Source organism: Stenotrophomonas sp. SMYL89 (assembly GCF_036319985.1).
Taxonomy (GTDB): domain Bacteria; phylum Pseudomonadota; class Gammaproteobacteria; order Xanthomonadales; family Xanthomonadaceae; genus Stenotrophomonas; species Stenotrophomonas maltophilia_Q.
In genome coordinates, this window is record NZ_JAWIRW010000001.1 from 350479 (window position 1) to 365474 (window position 14996).

Below are 14996 nucleotides of genomic sequence, written 5' to 3' on the forward strand. Positions count from 1 at the left end.
CATCGCAGCTTGAGCCCGTGCTGGAACGGATGAATCATGCCAATGGGTCCAGCGTGCCGAGCACCGCTACGCAGGCCAGCACCAGCACGGCGAGCACCGATTCGCAGGCCAGGCTGTGGCGTAGGGAACGCAGCGGCCGTGGTTGCCAGCCGCCATGGATGGAAACCGCCAGTGCCGGCACCAGCCGCCAGCGATGCAGTGCCGCCAGCCCCAGCATGCCGCCCACCAGGGCCAGCTTGAGCAGCAGCCAGCGCCCGTGCGCAGTGCCGGTGAGGGTCTGCACCGAGCCACCGAGATCGATGTAGGTATAGGTGCCGGTCATTGCCAGCGCGGCGACGATGATGGTGCCGGGCACGGCGAAGCTGTGCGCGGCCTGCCACAACTCGTAGGTGCGTTCGCGCAGGCGCAGGCCCTGGCGTCGCAGTGCCAGCTGCAGGATGGCGGCGATCGCACCGACCCAGGCGCCGGCGGCCAACAGGTGGACGATGCCGGTAGCAAGACGCAGCCTGCCAGCGAGCCCATCGCCAGCAGCGGCGTGGCCATTCCAGGCGAGGCTGGCCAGGGTCGCCGCCGAGAATGCCAGCAGCGCCAGACGGCGCAGGCCCTGCACCGGGCGTTTGACTGCCAGCAGCGGCAGCATTGCCAGCAGGGCCAGGATGCGCAGCAGCCCCGCCTCACCCACCGGCGTACCGGTAAGAAACCAGCGCGCCGTCTCGCCATCGATGTCGACCGGTGATATGCCAAGCACGCTGGACAATCGGCTGGCCGCATCGGTGACGACCAGGATCAGCGCAACCACGGCGAGTGCCAGCGAGATGCCGCGTGGCAGCCCGGGTCGGACGAACAGCAGCCGCCCGAACAGCAGCATCAGCACCAGGTACAACGCCAGCCGCAACGCATACGGTGAGAGCCCGGCCACGACGGCAGCCTTACTTCACGGTGAAGCGGTAGCTGCCAGTAATCGGATGAGTGTCCTGGCCGACCGCGCGCCATTGCAGTGCGTAGCTGCCTGCGGGCAGCGGCTTGGCGAAACGTGCGCGCAACGTGTGGCCATCTTCGGAAATGTCCTGTGCGGTGGTGGCCATGGCCATCTTCATGCGGCCATGGTCCATGCTCAGTTCGATGCGGGTGGCACGCGGCATCACCTTCTCACTGAACTGCAGCGTGATCTCGGTCGCCGGGGCTACGGTGGCGTCGGCGGCAGGCGTCGAACTCACCAGGCTGGGATGCGCCAGCGCCAGCGGCGCAGCCGCGAGGCCGGACAGGAGAAGAACAAGGGAAACGGAGCGGATCGGGAAACGGGTCATGCGCGGGACACCTGTGGGAGAACTGGCTCTCAGGGTGAAGAGTGGCGCCTTTCGCTGCCCTGACGCGGACATTACCGCCTTGTAATGTTCGTTGGCTGCCGGCCCGCGGCCGGCACTACCGGGTACGTGACTGCGCGATCCATGCAGACGGCGAACAGCCGAGCACGCGGCGGAATGCCGCGCTGAATTTGCTGGGACTGGCATACCCGCTGGCCAAGGCAGCATCGGTGACACGGCGGCCCTGCGCGAGTTCGGTGCGCGCCCAGTGCATGCGGCGCTGGGTGAGGAACGCGTAGGGTGGCAGGCCTGTGGCCGCGCGTAGCGCCCGACTGAACGTTGCGGTCTCCATCTGCACTGCAGCAGCCAGCTGTGGGACCGTCAGCGCCCGACCGTGCTGCGCGTCGATGTAGGCCTCCAGTTGTCGCAGCCGTCGTGCCGACAGCGCGGACGTGGTGCCGCGTGCCTCGCGAGGTTGGCCGGCAAGCTGGCGCAGGCGGTGCAGCAGCACCTGCGCGCCATGCTCAAGGAAGCCGGGCAGGCAGGCATCGGCCTGCGTGCTGCACCACAACGCGGTCAGCACCGCGGACACCACCGGATCGCGGTGCAGCCGTGCAGCCAGCGGCTGCAGGTGATGCAGCGTCTGCACGTTACACCGGCTATCTGGCCGCACGCTACCAGTTCGAGTCTGGACTTTACGCGCGGCTGGAATCGCAGTTCACCGGCTCCAGCGCACTTGACGAGCGCAACCGCGCCTTCCAGCCGGCCGCCGCCGTGCTGGGTGCGCAGCTGGGCTACGAAACCGGGCCGTGGAGTGCACGGCTATTCGTGCAGAACCTGACCAACAAGCGTCGCATCAACGGCCTGATCTTCGACAATCTGGCTTTTGGGCGTGTTGGCAACTACTACGGCCCGGTCGACAGCCCGCGCATCTTCGGCGCGGAACTAGGCTACCGCTTCTGATGATAGGTAGTGCCGGCCACTGGCCGGCATTTTCGGGGCGCTGGCTAGCGGCCGGCACTACCGTTTGCGCAGCGCCCGCCGGTTGCCGATGTGAGCGAACGCCAGCAGCGCGCCACCACTGGCGGTCGCTATGCCATGCCAGAGCGGCGATTCCTTCAGCGGCAGGTACAGGGAGGCCGACAGCAGCAGGATGGCGCCGGTGCAGGCCAGCTGCACAGGCCGCCAGCACCCATGCCGATGCACCCCGGCCGAGGTACTCGCCAAGGCCAGCGAGGAGGCCAGCAGCGCGAACAGCCACTCCCAGCGCGACATCATCAGCAGCAGCGTCATCACGCCATGGCCGGGGTGCTGGAACGAGCGCAGCGCCATCATTGCCGCTGGCATGAACGCAAGCAGCAGGGGCAGGGCGATGCAGTGCGCGGCGCAGGCCAGCGACAGCCAGGCGCCGGCGACATCAATGTGGGGGTGCCAGCGTGCCGAAGCTGGCGGCTGGGCCGGAGCCCTTGCAGGCGTCGTGGGGATGTGGTCCATAATGTTACATAGTAACAATGTGAGTCTCCCCCATGAAGCTTCCTGCTGCTCTTTTCCTGCTGCTGGCCGCCAGCGCCGCGCAGGCCCACGACATCCGTCAGCACGCACCGCACGTGCATGGCCAGGCGACCGTTGATGTTGCCCTCGATCAGCGCACTCTGGATGTTGCCCTGCAGGCGCCGGGCATCGGCATCCTCGATTACGAGCGACCGCCGGCCAGTTCAGCCGAGCAGGTCGCGCTGGCACGCGCTACGTCGCTGCTGAAGGGCGGCAGCTGGGTAACCCTGCCCACCGCTGCAGACTGCCGTCTGATCAGCAGTAAAGCCGATGCCGAGGGCTTCGATGCGCCTGCCGCCGCGCCATCGGCAGGACAGCATCTACACGCGGGTTTCACTGCCACGCTGCGGTACCGCTGCACGAATCCGGCCGCGTTGCGCGCCATCGTCATGCGGTTGCCCGTGCTGTTCCCGGGCCTGCACGAAGTCATCGTCAACAGTGCGACAGCCAACGGCCAGAATCGCAACGTGCTGACCCCCGACAACCTGCGCGTGGTGCTGGCCCCGTGAGCGCGGCCCCGGTGATCGCCCTGGAAGACGTGCAGTTCGGATACGGCATGCAGCTGGTGCTGGATATCCCGCGGTTATGGGTCGAGCAGGGCAGCAGCGTGCTGCTGCGCGGAATCAGTGGCGGCGGCAAAAGTACCTTGCTGGGCCTGCTGGCTGGTGTGCTGCTACCCGGCAAGGGTCGCGTCGAGGTGGCCGGCCGGGCACTGCAGGACATGGGAGGGGCGGCGCGGGATCGTTTCCGAGCCGACCAATTGGGCGTGATCTTCCAGCAGTTCAATCTGCTGCCGTTCCTCACGGTGCGCGACAACATCGCATTGGGCCTGCGCTTCTCGCGCCTGCGCAGCGCGCGCATCAGTGGGCCGCTGGATGCCGAGATCGCACGCCTGTTGTCAGCCCTGCGGCTGGACCCGGCGCTGATGCATCGGCGCGCGGGCACGCTCAGTGTCGGCCAGCAACAACGCGTGGCGGCGGCCCGCGCCCTGATCGGCCGGCCAGCGTTGCTGCTGGCCGACGAACCAACCTCGGCACTGGACCGCGATGCGGCCACCGCCTTCCTGCAGCTGATGTCCGCGCAATGCCAGGCGGCCGGCACCACGGTGCTGGTGGTCAGCCATGATGACAGCCTGGAGCCGTTGTTCGACCGCACGATTGCCCTGTCGCAGATCAACCAGGCAGGTGCCGGCCATGCTTGAGCTTGCCTGGGCCAGCCTGCGCAGCCGTGCGTTGAGCGTCGGCTTGACCGTCCTGGTCATCACCCTCAGCGTGCTGCTGCTGCTGGGCGTCGAGCGTGTACGCACGCAGGCGCACGAGGGGTTCGCCAGCACCGTGTCGGGCACCGATCTGATCGTCGGTGCGCGTTCGGGGCCGGTGAACCTGCTGCTGTATTCGGTGTTCCATATCGGCGACCCGACCAATAACGTGTCCTGGCAGTCCTACCAGGAGCTGTCCGCGTTGCCACAGGTGAAGTGGGCGGTGCCGCTTTCGCTGGGAGATTCCTGGCGCGGCTACCGCGTGGTCGGCACCAGCGGTGGCTATTTCGAGCATTACCGCTACGGCGCCGGGCACGCGCTTGCGTTCGCGGACGGTCGGCCGTTCGTTGACCTGTATGACGTGGTGATCGGCGCGGAGGTGGCACGCGCGCAGAAGGTCGGTCTCGGCGACGAGATCGTACTTGCCCACGGTACCGGCGCGGTCACCCTGGCTACGCATGCCGACAAGCCGTTCCGCGTGGCAGGCATCCTGCAGCGCACCGGCACGCCGGTCGATTCATCGGTGCTGGTTTCGTTGCCGGCCATCGAGGCGATCCATGTCGACTGGCGCTCAGGCATGCAGCTGCGCAGCCAGAGCGTCAGTGCCGAGCAGGCGCGCCACCTGGACCTGACCCCGACCAGCATCACTGCCTTCATGCTCGGCCTGAACTCGCGCATCGCCACGTTCTCGGTACAGCGCAGGATCAACGAATACCCGGACGAGGCGATGCTGGCGATCCTGCCCGGTGTGACCCTGCAACAGCTGTGGCAGTCACTGGGCACCGCCGAGCGGGCGTTGCAGCTGATCAGTGCAATGGTGGTGCTGCTGGGCATGGTCTCGCTGGTGGCGCTGCTGGTCTCGACCCTGCAGGAGCGGCGGCGTGAGATGGCCATCCTGCGTGCCACCGGCGCGCGACCGGGCTACATCGCCGGCCTGCTGGTGGTGGAAGCGGTGGCGACCAGTGCGGTGGCCTGCGTGCTGGCCCTGTCGCTGCTGGCGGCCGCCAGCATTGCCGGTCGCGGCTGGGTGCTGGCCACCTTCGGCCTGTCGATCACCCATGCCTGGCCGGATGGCCGTGAACTGGCATGGGTTGCGGGCGTGCTGCTGATCAGCGCCGTGGCCGGGCTGGTGCCGGCATTGCTGGCTTACCGGCGCACCTTGGCCGATGGCCTTTCATCGGGAGGTTGAGCATGCGCTGGATGCAGGCATTGCCGATGCTGTTGGCGCTGGCCGCCTGCGAGCGGCCGGTGGATACCGGTGTGCAGGCATTGCCTCCCTCGCCGGCGGTCGACCGCGCCGACCCTGCGGATGCGGCAGAGCAGGAACTGGACTGGCTGCAGATGATGCCCAAGGACGAGCTGGCCGCGCTGGAGCGGGGCGAGGGCCCGGAGGTCGAGCACAACGGCAACCGGCGCATGCCGCAGTTCGGTACGTTCCGTACGGTGGAGACGGTGCTGCAGCGACCGGTGCGCCTGCCGGGCTACGTGGTACCGCTGGCCAACGCGCAGGACGGGCGGCTGACCGAATTCCTGTTCGTGCCGTACTACGGTGCCTGCATCCACGTGCCACCACCACCACCGAACCAGATCGTGCACGTGGTGCTGCCCCGGCCGATCAAGATGCCGGACATGTACTCGCCATTTTTCCTGGCTGGCACCCTGCGTGCCGAACGGTTGGATGACGATCTGGCTGGTTCGGCCTACACCATGCGTGACGCACAGCTGAGGCCCTATGAACCGTAGCCACCTGCTGCTCCTGCTGGGATGCCTGTGGTTGGCGGGCTGCACGTCGCCGGGCAGCGATGCCGTGGTGGCCACGCCGCAGGACAAGCCGGCACCCTTGGCCATGGCCGAAGCGCCCGTCGACCGCTGGGATGCACTGCGGCCCGACGAAGTCACCTACCAGCGCCCGCCGCCGCAGATCGGCCTGTCACGCGATGGCATGGACGGCGTGGGCGGCCTGATCGACGACACTGGCTCCGGCACGCCACCGGGGCAGGAGATCGACCATTCCAGCCCGGATCGCGCCAAGCAGTTCGGCTCTTCGCGTGTGGTCGATGCCGTAGACGGCCGCGCAGTGGACCTGGACGGTTACATGGTACCGCTCGGCACCAACGATGCCGGCCTGGTCGATGAACTGCTGTTCGTGCCGTTCTATGGGGCGTGCATCCACGTGCCGCCACCACCGCCGAACCAGATCATCCATGTGACCCTGGCGACACCGATCGCGCTGGGCGACCTGTGGGATCCGTACCGGCTTGCCGGCCGCCTGCAGGTGAAGCGTTTCGATGCGGATATCGCCAGCGCGTCCTACGATGTGGCGGCGGCCACGCTCACGGCGATCCACAACTGATGCGCAGGCGCTGGATCATTGCTGCCGGGGGACTGCTGGCGGCGCTCGCGCTGCTGGTGTGGTGGCAACGGCAGTCTGCACCCACCGCGCCGCCGGCGGTGGCGTTTCCGGCACCCGCGCCGGATGCCAGCCAGCGCATCGAACAGTACCTGGGTGACGACAATGCATTCCGCAACGACGTGCTGTTCCTGCTCGCGGCAACCCTGCGTGATCGCTGCCAGCCGGCGCAGGCGGGATTGCTGGCGCGCATGGCCAATCGTGCATCACTGCCGGTGCTGGCGGCGGTCAGCGCGGTGACCCAGCAGGATCCATCGCTGGACCGGCCGATCTACCAGTACATCCAGCATCGCGCCGATGCCACGCAGTGCGGCCAGCCGCTGCAGATGCCATTGGGTGGTGGACGGAGCATGGCGGTGGACATCGAGCAGTACGCGCGCACCTTCCCCGACAGCTATTTCGACCCGCAGCGCAGCAGCGAGCCACGCGATTTCGGTGGGCTGTCGTTGCAGCAGCGCGCCGGCAACGCCTGCAACAGCGTGGTGTACTCGGTGCTGCCGCTGGGTGGTGCCGACTGGCGTTGCAGCAGCCTGCGGGCGAATGCGCGTTCGCGGGTGCGCGGGCTATGCGAAGACGAGCTGCGGCGCCAGCATGGGGGGACTGGTGGGGAGCTGGACATGGCCGTGGGGCAGGGCATGCAGGGGGCGGTGGTATCGGCGATCGCCGCGTTGCCGCAGGACTGCCAATGAAGGTTCCATTCCGCAGAGCGTGGCCCGGCGAGACGTACGCGGGAAGATGAACATTTCCCGCCGGGCAACCTGAATTGCTGTCCGGACAGCCATAACTATACAGGACATCCGGTATAGTTATGGCCGTACTTCACCCCATCAGGTTGTCCCATGGCTCTGTCCCAGCCTTTGGCCGGTGCTCCGGCCCTGTCGCGTGCCCGTCGCTGGGCACTGTTGTTCACCGTCGCTGCCGGCCTGTTGCTGGTCACGCTGGACAACTCCGTGCTCTACACCGCACTGCCCACGCTGACCGAAGAACTCTCGGCCAGTGCCGGCCAGGCGCTGTGGATCATCAACGCCTATCCGCTGGTGATGGCCGGCCTGCTGCTGGGTGCGGGTACGCTGGGCGACCGCATCGGCCACCGCCGCATGTTCCTGATCGGCCTGGTGGTGTTCGGCGTGGCCTCGCTGGCGGCGGCGTTCGCCGACACCGCAGCGCAGCTGATTGCCGCACGCGCGTTCCTGGCGGTCGGCGCGGCAGCAATGATGCCGGCCACGCTGGCGCTGATCGGCCTGAGCTTCCATGAGGAGCGCGAGCGCAACATCGCCATTGCGATCTGGGGCTCGGTGGCCATCGTCGGCGCGGCGCTTGGCCCGATCATCGGCGGCTGGTTGCTGCAGCATTTCTGGTGGGGCTCGGTGTTCCTGATCAACGTGCCGGTGGTGGTGGTCGCCTTCGTGGCCACGCTGCTGCTGGCGCCGGAAGGCCAGCGTGACACCTCGCGGCCCTGGGACCTGGTTTCGTCGCTGCTGGCATTGGCCGCTCTTTCCGGCCTCGTGCTGGCGATCAAGTCGCTGATCGCCACGCCGCCATCGTATGGACTGGGCGCTGGTGCGCTGCTGTTGGCCATGGTGACCGGCGCGGCGTTCGCTCGTCGCCAACAACAGCTGCCGTACCCGCTGCTGGACTTCGCGATCTTCCGCAACCCGGCGTTCCTGGCCGGCACGTTGTCGGCGGTGTTCACCCTGTTCGCGATGGCCGGCCTGCAGCTGGTCACCACCCAGCGCTTCCAGCTGGTGGCGGGCTTTACGCCGCTGCAGGCGGGGCTGCTGGTATCGGTGGCAGCACTGGGCAGCCTGCCCAGTGCGCTGCTGGGCGGCAGCATCCTGCATCGGGTCGGCCTGCGTCCGTTGATCTGCGGCGGCCTGGCTGCGGGTGCGCTGGGTGTCGGCGTGGTGGCGTTCGGCTTCCCGCACGGGCTCGGCTGGGTGGTGGCAGGCATGGCGATCACCGGTTTCGGCATGGGTTCGGCCATCTCGGTGGCGTCCACCGCCATCCTCAACAATGTGCCGGCACACCGGGCAGGCATGGCCTCGTCGGTGGAAGAGGTGTCCTATGAGTTCGGCGGCCTGCTGGCGGTGGCGATGCTGGGCAGCCTGAGCGCCGCGATGTACAGCGCATTCCTGCCGGTCTCGGCCGACATGCCTGTACTTGCCCGGGAAGGCTTCACCCAGGCGCTGCATGCCGCGCGCGAGAGCGGGCAGGGCGAGTGGTTCGCATTGGCTGCGGCGGCGTATGACCGTGGCTACCAGATCGTGCTGCTGGTGATCACGGCGGTGCTGGCGCTTGGCGCGACGATCCTGGCGCGCCTGCTGCGCGGCCGCGTTGGCAGCCGCGAGGGCGCGGCCGATCGCGTAAAATGACGCGATGAGAACCAGCAAGCGCGACCGCATCCTCGACGCCGCCGTCAACGTGATCAATCGTGACGGCGTGCGTGCGGTGACCTTCGAGTCGGTGGCGGCCGAGGCCAAGCTGACCCGTGGTGGCCTGCTGTATCACTTCCCGTCGCGCGAGGCGCTGCTGCGCGGCATCGACGAGCATCTGGTGCAGGCCTGGGAGACGTCGATGGAAACGCTGTTGGGCAAGACTGCCGAGCAGGCCACTGCGCTGGAGCGTTACCAGACCTTCGTGCGCGTGTCGGCCCAGAGCGCCACCCGTGCCGAGCTGATGTTCATGCTGGAATCGGCCGACCCTGAAGCGGGCGAGCGTCCGTGGGGCCCGGCGGTCCAGCGCTGGGCACCGTCCGCGCCGGAGGCCGGGAATGTCGACCCGACGACGCTCGACAATTTCGTGGCGCGCTTGGCGGCTGATGGCCTGTGGATCTATGAGGCGATGTACGAAGGGCAGCTGGATGAAGATGTGCGCGCCCAGGTTGCCGAGCGCATCGCCGGGTTGCTGGCGAAGTCTGATGGGTCGCCGCACTTGTAGAGTCGAGCCATGCTCGACTGCCCTTCGGTCAGGCAACGAAACCCCCGCGCTACCCAGCCGGCGCTGCGCTCGCGGCCAACCACGCCCGCGGCGAGGCCCCCAACCGCTTGCGGAACGCCTTCGACAGCGAGGCGGTATCGGCAAACCCCACCTCGATCGCCACCTGCTTGACCGCCATGCCGGCCCGCAGCTGCGCGCAGGCCAGACTCAGCCGCCAGTCCAGCAGGTAGCTGGCCGGCGTGGCCTGCATCACGTCCTTGAACACCGCTGCGAACGCACTGCGCGACATGCCGGCGGTCGCGGCCATGCGCGGCAGCGTCCATTCGTCCTGCGGCGCCTGGTGCATCGCCACTAGTGTGCGTGCCAGCCGTGCATCGGACAGGCCGCGCATCAGCCCATGGCTGACGCCTGCTGCATCCGGGTGATCGACCACCCAGCGCAGGATCTGGATCAGCGCCACCTCGAACAGGCGATTGGTCAGCAGCCGGGAACCGCAGCGCTGGCGATCGGCCTCGGCAAACAGCAGCTGCAGGGTGTCATCCAGTTCGCCGATGGCCGCCAGCGGCACCACAATCACCGGTGGCAGCGACTGCACGATCGGATTGCGCGCACCGCCATCGAAATCCAGCGTGGCGCAGGTGAAATCCGGGCCATCCAGCGGCGCGTTGAAGAACACATGGTGCAGCGGCTGCGGGTACAGCAGCAGGCTGGGTGTGTCGATCTTCAGCCGGGACAGCGCGATATCGCCGTCGGGATGGCGGACTTCCATTTCACCCTGGCGCAGGATGTGCAGGAAGGCGCGACCGGGCTGTGGCTCGAAGACATGGCGCCCGCACAGCGGGCCAGTGTGGAATAGCGCGGCCTGCACCCGGAAGTGTTCCAGCAGGGAGGAGAGTCGATCTGGTGCAGGGGTGGTGGCGGGCATGCTCATGGACGCATGGACAACATGTGTGGCGAATTGTGGCTGATGCGTCCTGTGAGTCTACCTAGGATGAGCGGGTCGTCCAATCCCGGACGCCTTTCCAAGGAGATCCACCATGTCCCGTGTCCCCCTGATCGATGTCGCCAACACCACCGCCGACCGCCAGGCCCTGCTGGGCCAGGTCCACGCCGCTTTCGGCACCACCCCAGCCATGTTCCGCGCCGTAGCCAACTCGCCGGCCGCCCTGCAGAGCATGTGGGGTTCGTTCGGCGCGCTGGGTGGCGGTCGCCTGTCTCCGCTGCTGGGCGAGCAGATCGCCGTGGCCATCGCCAATCGCAATGCCTGCGAGTACTGCCTGGCAGCGCACACGGCACTGGGCCGCAAGGCCGGTGCCAGCAGCGAGCAGATGGCGGCCGCGCAGATCGGCCAGTCCAGCGATCCGGTTACCGCAGCTGCGCTGGACTTCGCGCTGAAGGTGGTCGAGCAGCGTGCGCGGATCACCGATGGCGATGTGCAGGCGCTGCGGGCGGCCGGCTTCGACGATGAGCAGATCGTCGAGATTCTCGCCCACGTGGCGCTCAACCTGTTCACCAATTACGTCAACGTAGCATTCGACGTGCCGGTGGACTTCCCGAAGGTGGCGTTGCGCTGAGATTCGGTTCGGCCCGGGCGGCAGTGGTCGCCGGGGCCGGTCTGAATGGAGCCGGCCGGGTAGAGTCGACTGTCAGTCGACCATCGCGCGCAGCGCGGGGTTTTCGCGGGTCTGAACGAAGAGCAGTCGACTGACAGTCGACCCTACCCGGTCGATTCTACCCAGTCGATGCTACTTGTCGTTTGCCTGCAGTCGCTCGGGATGGGTATACACATTGAACCCGCTTTCCCGTGCGAACCCGACCAGGCACAGGCCTGCACCACGGGCCAGGTCGATCGCCAGCGCGGTCGGTGCCGAGACTGCCGCCAGCACGCTGGCACCGGCCCGCACGGCCTTGCTGACCATCTCGTAACTGGCCCGGCTGGAAATCACCAGCAGGCCGCCCTCGATCGTGTGTTCGTTGTGATGCAAGGCGCCGATCAGCTTGTCCAGCGCGTTGTGGCGACCGACATCCTCGCGCACCCAACCGATGCGGCCGCTGGCATCGGCCCAGGCCGCGGCGTGGGTCGAGCCACTCACCGCATTCATCGGCTGATGCTGCACCAGCGTGGCCAGCGCCCGTTGCAGGGCTGCCGGTGAATAGGTCCGGCGCTCACGCACCTCGGGCAGTGGCCGCAGCACCTCTTCCAGTTGGCGCGAACCGCACAGGCCACAGCCGCCGCGGCCGGGCAGCAGGCGCCCATTTGCCGGATCCAGGCCGGCGCCGGGCGCATCGCCGGTCACCGCCATCTGCAGTTCGATGCCCTCCAGTTGCGGGTGGATGTCGATCGACAGCAGCTGCGAGGGCGTAGCGATCAGACCCTCGCTGAGCGAGAACCCCAGCGCGAAGTCCTCCAGGTCGCAGGGCGTGGCCATCATCACTGCGAAGGCGGCGCCGTTGTAACGCAGCGCCACCGGCACTTCTTCGGCCACCACATCGACCAGCGGCTGTTGCCCCTCGCTGCGCCAGCGCTGCAACGGGCGCTGGGCCGTGCCGGCAGGCGGGGTGTGCGATGTGGGCGAATCAGGCATGCAGCGCGTCCGGACAAGGGAGATACGCAGGTGGTGGACCACCCACGGCATCGAGAATAGCGCAGCGGCCACGCGCTGACGCAGGTGTAACCGTTGTCATGGCAGGCTGCGCTGAAAACAGCGTGCACCCACTGGCGAAGCGGCGTGGGCCGTGCTTGACTGTGGGGCTGGCCGTGCCATCGAACGCGCCGCCGGACCGCGTTGTGCCGATTGTTGCTGCGTTCCTCCCGCCAGGTTCCCGAACATGTCCGAGCAGAAACCGCCGCGTTACAAGCCCTACAACCAGCCCGCCGGTGGCTGGGGTGCCGCCGGCGCCACCGCCAAGGTGCTGCTGCAGCAGAGCGTGATCGGCAAAGGCTCGAAGGCGCTGCTGGCGATGAACCAGCCCGGTGGCTTCAAATGCCCCAGCTGCGCGTTCCCCGATGCCGACGAACGCAAGAAGCTGGAGTTCTGCGAAAACGGTGCCAAGGCGCTGGCCTGGGAGGCCACCCAGTTCCGCGCCGGCCGTGAGCTGTTCGCGCAGCACACCGTTGCCGAACTGATGGCGCAGACCGACTACTGGCTGGAGATGCAGGGCCGGCTGACCGAGCCGATGCGCTACGACGCGGCGACCGACCACTATGTGCCGTGCAGCTGGGACGATGCCTTCGCGCTGATCGGCCGCCATCTGCAGGCGCTGGACAGCCCGCACCAGGCCGAGTTCTACACCTCTGGGCGCACGCCCAACGAAGCCGCCTTCCTCTATTCGATCTTCGTACGCGAGTTCGGCACCAACAACTTCCCGGACTGCTCGAACATGTGCCACGAGCCGACCAGCCGCGGCCTGCCGCCGGCCATCGGGGTGGGCAAGGGCACCATTGTTCTGCAGGACTTCGAGCACGCCGAGGCGATCTTCGTGATCGGCCAGAACACCGGCACCAACTCGCCGCGGATGATGAGCAACCTGGTTGAGGCGCGCAAACGCGGCATTCCGATCGTGGCGGTCAACCCGATGCCCGAGCGTGCGCTGATCCGCTTCGCCGAGCCGCAGGACGTGGTGCAGATGGCCACATTCGGTTCGACCGAGATCACCAGCGAGTTCGTGCACATCCGCATCGGCGGCGACCTGGCGCTGATCAAGGGCATGATGAAGGTGATGTTCGAGCGCGAGGCGCAGGGCGAGCGCGTGCTCGACCATGATTTCCTGGCCGAACACACGGTGGGCCTGGAGGCGCTGCGCGAGGACGTGATGGCGCAGGACTGGGACGAGATCGTGCGGGTCTCCGGCATCACACAGGCGCAGATCCGTCGCTGTGCGGAGATCTACATCCGCTCCAATGCCACCGTGATCTGCTACGGCATGGGGCTGACCCAGCACCAGTACGGCTCGCGCCTGCTGCAGCAGGTGGCCAACCTGCTGTTGCTGCGGGGCAACTTCGGCAAGCCCGGTGCTGGCATCGGGCCGATCCGCGGCCATTCCAATGTGCAGGGCGACCGTACCGTCGGTATTGACGAGAAGCCCAAGCCGGCCTATCTGGACCGCGTGCAGCAGGTGTTCGGCTTCGATCCGCCGCGCGAGCACGGGCACCACGTGGTCGAGTCGATCGAGGCGATGCTGGATGGCAGCGCCAAGGTATTCATCGGCCTGGGCGGCAACTTCATCCATGCCGTGCCTGATACGCCGCGCGCGTACGAGGCCATGCGCGGCCTTGAGCTGACCGTGGGCATCGCCACCAAGCTCAACCGTGGCCACCTGGTGCATGGTCGCGATGCGCTGATCCTGCCAGTGGTGGCGCGCTCGGAGCGCATCGTCACGCCGGCCGGCGAGCAGTTCGTCACCATCGAAGATGCGATGTCGAATGTGACAGCGTCGCGCGGCGTGCTGGAGCCTGCCAGCGCCGACGTGTTGCCCGAGGTCGAGATCGTCTGCCGCATGGCGATGGCAACCCTGCCGCACAGCAGGGTCGACTGGGTACGCTGCATGCACGACTACGGCCCCATCCGTGATCTGATCGCTGCTGTATACCCGGAGATCTACACCGGCTTCAACGAGCGCATCCAGCAGCCGCATGGTTTCCACCTGGACATCCCGCCGCGCCGCCGCGCATGGCCCACACCCAATGGCAAGGCCAACATCCTGGTGATGCCCGGCCTGGACGTGGACGATCCCGTGCACGACCCGGACATGCTGCGCCTGGCCACTGTCCGTTCGCACGACCAGTACAACACCACCATCTACAGCTACAACGACCGCTATCGTGGCGTGTACAACGATCGTATGGTGCTGTTCATGAACATCGAGGACCGGCTGGCACGAGGCCTGGAGAAAGAGGCGCTGGTCAGCCTGGAGACGATCAGCGGCGATGGCGTGCAGCGGCGCATCGAGGGCCTGACCGTACTGGACTACCCGATGCCGCGCGGCGCGCTGGCCGGCTACTACCCCGAACTGAACCCATTGCTGCCGCTGGACTACTACGACCGCATCAGCGGCACGCCCGCAGCCAAGTCGATCCCGGTGCGGATGAGTGCGATGGCGGCGGCGATTGCGTGAGGCGCGCATCGGCTATCATCCGCATGTGAACCTGCCTGGCTTGCTGCTGCGATGGATGCTGCTCGTTGCCCTGGTGCTGAATGCACCGGCGCTGGCGCTTGCTGCAACTTCGTACAGCGGGCCGGCCAGCCAGGACCAGTGCACAGCACCGCACCCGGCCGCGATGGCTGCAGCAGGCTGCTGCGATGATGCAGCCCCGGCAGCCTGCCAGGGCGGTGAGTGCGAATGCCCGCCGGCCAGCCTCGGCATGCTGGCCTCCCTGGGCGGAACGCCCGCCTCGCCATGGCGGGAGGCGCCTTTGCCAGCCAGCGCTCAGCAATGCGCACCGCCGCCGTTGCCGGATCCGCTACGGCCTCCCATCGTGTGATTCCCTGCAGGCATCAAGTGCCTGCCATTGCTGCTCGACTCATTCTCGACTCTG

At 67.4% G+C, this 14996-nt stretch carries 17 protein-coding genes; 11 read left to right on the forward strand and 6 right to left on the reverse strand.

Annotated elements, in window-relative coordinates:
• Positions 1–34: 34 nt before the first annotated feature.
• From copD to V3B41_RS01615, 3 genes are all read right to left on the reverse strand, one after another.
• Positions 35–919 (reverse strand): copper homeostasis membrane protein CopD, encoded by an 885-nt coding sequence (gene copD, locus V3B41_RS01605; protein WP_329859786.1) that lies wholly within the window; start codon positions 917–919, stop codon positions 35–37.
• Positions 920–929: 10 nt separating this feature from the next.
• On the reverse strand, positions 930–1307 hold the full coding sequence (copC, locus tag V3B41_RS01610; protein WP_049426823.1) for a copper homeostasis periplasmic binding protein CopC: 378 nt from the start codon (positions 1305–1307) through the stop codon (positions 930–932).
• A 115-nt stretch (positions 1308–1422) separates the two neighbouring features.
• Entirely contained in the window at positions 1423–1953 is a 531-nt protein-coding gene (locus tag V3B41_RS01615) for an AraC family transcriptional regulator (RefSeq protein ID WP_329859789.1), read from the reverse strand.
• Between V3B41_RS01615 and V3B41_RS01620 the strand changes: the two genes are divergently transcribed.
• Complete coding sequence (locus V3B41_RS01620; protein ID WP_238378706.1) at positions 1917–2267, forward strand: TonB-dependent receptor; 351 nt, start codon at positions 1917–1919, stop codon at positions 2265–2267. The two genes, V3B41_RS01615 and V3B41_RS01620, sit on opposite strands and share 37 nt — an antisense overlap.
• A 57-nt stretch (positions 2268–2324) precedes the next feature.
• Here V3B41_RS01620 and V3B41_RS01625 read toward each other — a convergent pair whose 3' ends face one another.
• Entirely contained in the window at positions 2325–2798 is a 474-nt protein-coding gene (locus V3B41_RS01625; RefSeq protein WP_329859792.1) for a MerC domain-containing protein, read from the reverse strand.
• A gap of 32 nt (positions 2799–2830) precedes the next feature.
• Between V3B41_RS01625 and V3B41_RS01630 the strand changes: the two genes are divergently transcribed.
• The 8 genes from V3B41_RS01630 to V3B41_RS01665 all read left to right on the forward strand — a co-directional run bounded on the left by V3B41_RS01630 (position 2831) and on the right by V3B41_RS01665 (position 9460).
• Complete coding sequence (locus V3B41_RS01630) at positions 2831–3364, forward strand: DUF2796 domain-containing protein (protein WP_329859794.1); 534 nt, start codon at positions 2831–2833, stop codon at positions 3362–3364.
• The gene (locus tag V3B41_RS01635; RefSeq protein WP_295550669.1) at positions 3361–4056 is read left to right on the forward strand and encodes an ATP-binding cassette domain-containing protein; all 696 of its coding nucleotides are present in this window, start codon (positions 3361–3363) and stop codon (positions 4054–4056) included. Before V3B41_RS01630 ends, V3B41_RS01635 begins: the two co-directional genes overlap by 4 nt.
• On the forward strand, positions 4049–5302 hold the full coding sequence (locus tag V3B41_RS01640; protein WP_295550666.1) for an ABC transporter permease: 1254 nt from the start codon (positions 4049–4051) through the stop codon (positions 5300–5302). The genes V3B41_RS01635 and V3B41_RS01640 overlap by 8 nt, the downstream gene beginning before the upstream one ends.
• 2 nt (positions 5303–5304) lie before the next feature.
• On the forward strand, positions 5305–5856 hold the full coding sequence (locus V3B41_RS01645; protein ID WP_329859797.1) for a DUF3299 domain-containing protein: 552 nt from the start codon (positions 5305–5307) through the stop codon (positions 5854–5856).
• Positions 5846–6466 carry a DUF3299 domain-containing protein gene (locus V3B41_RS01650; protein WP_049426816.1) on the forward strand — a complete coding sequence of 207 codons (621 nt, stop codon included), beginning with the start codon at positions 5846–5848 and terminating at the stop codon, positions 6464–6466. Before V3B41_RS01645 ends, V3B41_RS01650 begins: the two co-directional genes overlap by 11 nt.
• Positions 6466–7212 carry a hypothetical protein gene (locus V3B41_RS01655; protein WP_197631906.1) on the forward strand — a complete coding sequence of 249 codons (747 nt, stop codon included), beginning with the start codon at positions 6466–6468 and terminating at the stop codon, positions 7210–7212. Before V3B41_RS01650 ends, V3B41_RS01655 begins: the two co-directional genes overlap by 1 nt.
• 150 nt (positions 7213–7362) lie before the next feature.
• Complete coding sequence (locus V3B41_RS01660; RefSeq protein ID WP_049426814.1) at positions 7363–8895, forward strand: MFS transporter; 1533 nt, start codon at positions 7363–7365, stop codon at positions 8893–8895.
• A 4-nt stretch (positions 8896–8899) separates the two neighbouring features.
• Positions 8900–9460, forward strand: coding sequence for a TetR/AcrR family transcriptional regulator (locus V3B41_RS01665; protein ID WP_049426813.1), 561 nt, complete (start codon positions 8900–8902; stop codon positions 9458–9460).
• Positions 9461–9509: 49 nt separating this feature from the next.
• Here V3B41_RS01665 and V3B41_RS01670 read toward each other — a convergent pair whose 3' ends face one another.
• Positions 9510–10391: an AraC family transcriptional regulator gene (locus tag V3B41_RS01670; protein WP_329859801.1), complete on the reverse strand. Its 882-nt coding sequence runs from the start codon at positions 10389–10391 to the stop codon at positions 9510–9512.
• Between the two features lie 106 nt (positions 10392–10497).
• Here V3B41_RS01670 and V3B41_RS01675 point away from each other — a divergent pair, with 106 nt between their 5' ends.
• The gene (locus tag V3B41_RS01675) at positions 10498–11034 is read left to right on the forward strand and encodes a peroxidase-related enzyme (RefSeq protein ID WP_329859803.1); all 537 of its coding nucleotides are present in this window, start codon (positions 10498–10500) and stop codon (positions 11032–11034) included.
• Between the two features lie 171 nt (positions 11035–11205).
• Here the strand turns inward: V3B41_RS01675 and fdhD are convergent, their stop codons facing one another.
• Complete coding sequence (fdhD, locus tag V3B41_RS01680; protein WP_049426810.1) at positions 11206–12045, reverse strand: formate dehydrogenase accessory sulfurtransferase FdhD; 840 nt, start codon at positions 12043–12045, stop codon at positions 11206–11208.
• A gap of 244 nt (positions 12046–12289) precedes the next feature.
• Between fdhD and V3B41_RS01685 the strand changes: the two genes are divergently transcribed.
• Positions 12290–14575 (forward strand): FdhF/YdeP family oxidoreductase, encoded by a 2286-nt coding sequence (locus tag V3B41_RS01685; RefSeq protein ID WP_100443839.1) that lies wholly within the window; start codon positions 12290–12292, stop codon positions 14573–14575.
• Positions 14576–14996 lie beyond the last annotated feature (421 nt).

Bases quoted from the DNA above. Each gene is read 5' to 3' on its own strand.
- V3B41_RS01665 (WP_049426813.1), top strand. From the start codon at position 8,900: ATGAGAACCAGCAAGCGCGACCGCATCCTCGACGCCGCCGTCAACGTG.
- V3B41_RS01685 (WP_100443839.1), top strand. From the start codon at position 12,290: ATGTCCGAGCAGAAACCGCCGCGTTACAAGCCCTACAACCAGCCCGCC.
- V3B41_RS01650 (WP_049426816.1), top strand. From the start codon at position 5,846: ATGAACCGTAGCCACCTGCTGCTCCTGCTGGGATGCCTGTGGTTGGCG.
- V3B41_RS01630 (WP_329859794.1), top strand. From the start codon at position 2,831: ATGAAGCTTCCTGCTGCTCTTTTCCTGCTGCTGGCCGCCAGCGCCGCG.
- fdhD (WP_049426810.1), bottom strand. From the start codon at position 12,045: ATGCCTGATTCGCCCACATCGCACACCCCGCCTGCCGGCACGGCCCAG.
- V3B41_RS01645 (WP_329859797.1), top strand. From the start codon at position 5,305: ATGCGCTGGATGCAGGCATTGCCGATGCTGTTGGCGCTGGCCGCCTGC.
- V3B41_RS01670 (WP_329859801.1), bottom strand. From the start codon at position 10,391: ATGAGCATGCCCGCCACCACCCCTGCACCAGATCGACTCTCCTCCCTG.
- copC (WP_049426823.1), bottom strand. From the start codon at position 1,307: ATGACCCGTTTCCCGATCCGCTCCGTTTCCCTTGTTCTTCTCCTGTCC.
- V3B41_RS01655 (WP_197631906.1), top strand. From the start codon at position 6,466: ATGCGCAGGCGCTGGATCATTGCTGCCGGGGGACTGCTGGCGGCGCTC.
- V3B41_RS01625 (WP_329859792.1), bottom strand. From the start codon at position 2,798: ATGGACCACATCCCCACGACGCCTGCAAGGGCTCCGGCCCAGCCGCCA.
- V3B41_RS01660 (WP_049426814.1), top strand. From the start codon at position 7,363: ATGGCTCTGTCCCAGCCTTTGGCCGGTGCTCCGGCCCTGTCGCGTGCC.
- V3B41_RS01675 (WP_329859803.1), top strand. From the start codon at position 10,498: ATGTCCCGTGTCCCCCTGATCGATGTCGCCAACACCACCGCCGACCGC.
- V3B41_RS01640 (WP_295550666.1), top strand. From the start codon at position 4,049: ATGCTTGAGCTTGCCTGGGCCAGCCTGCGCAGCCGTGCGTTGAGCGTC.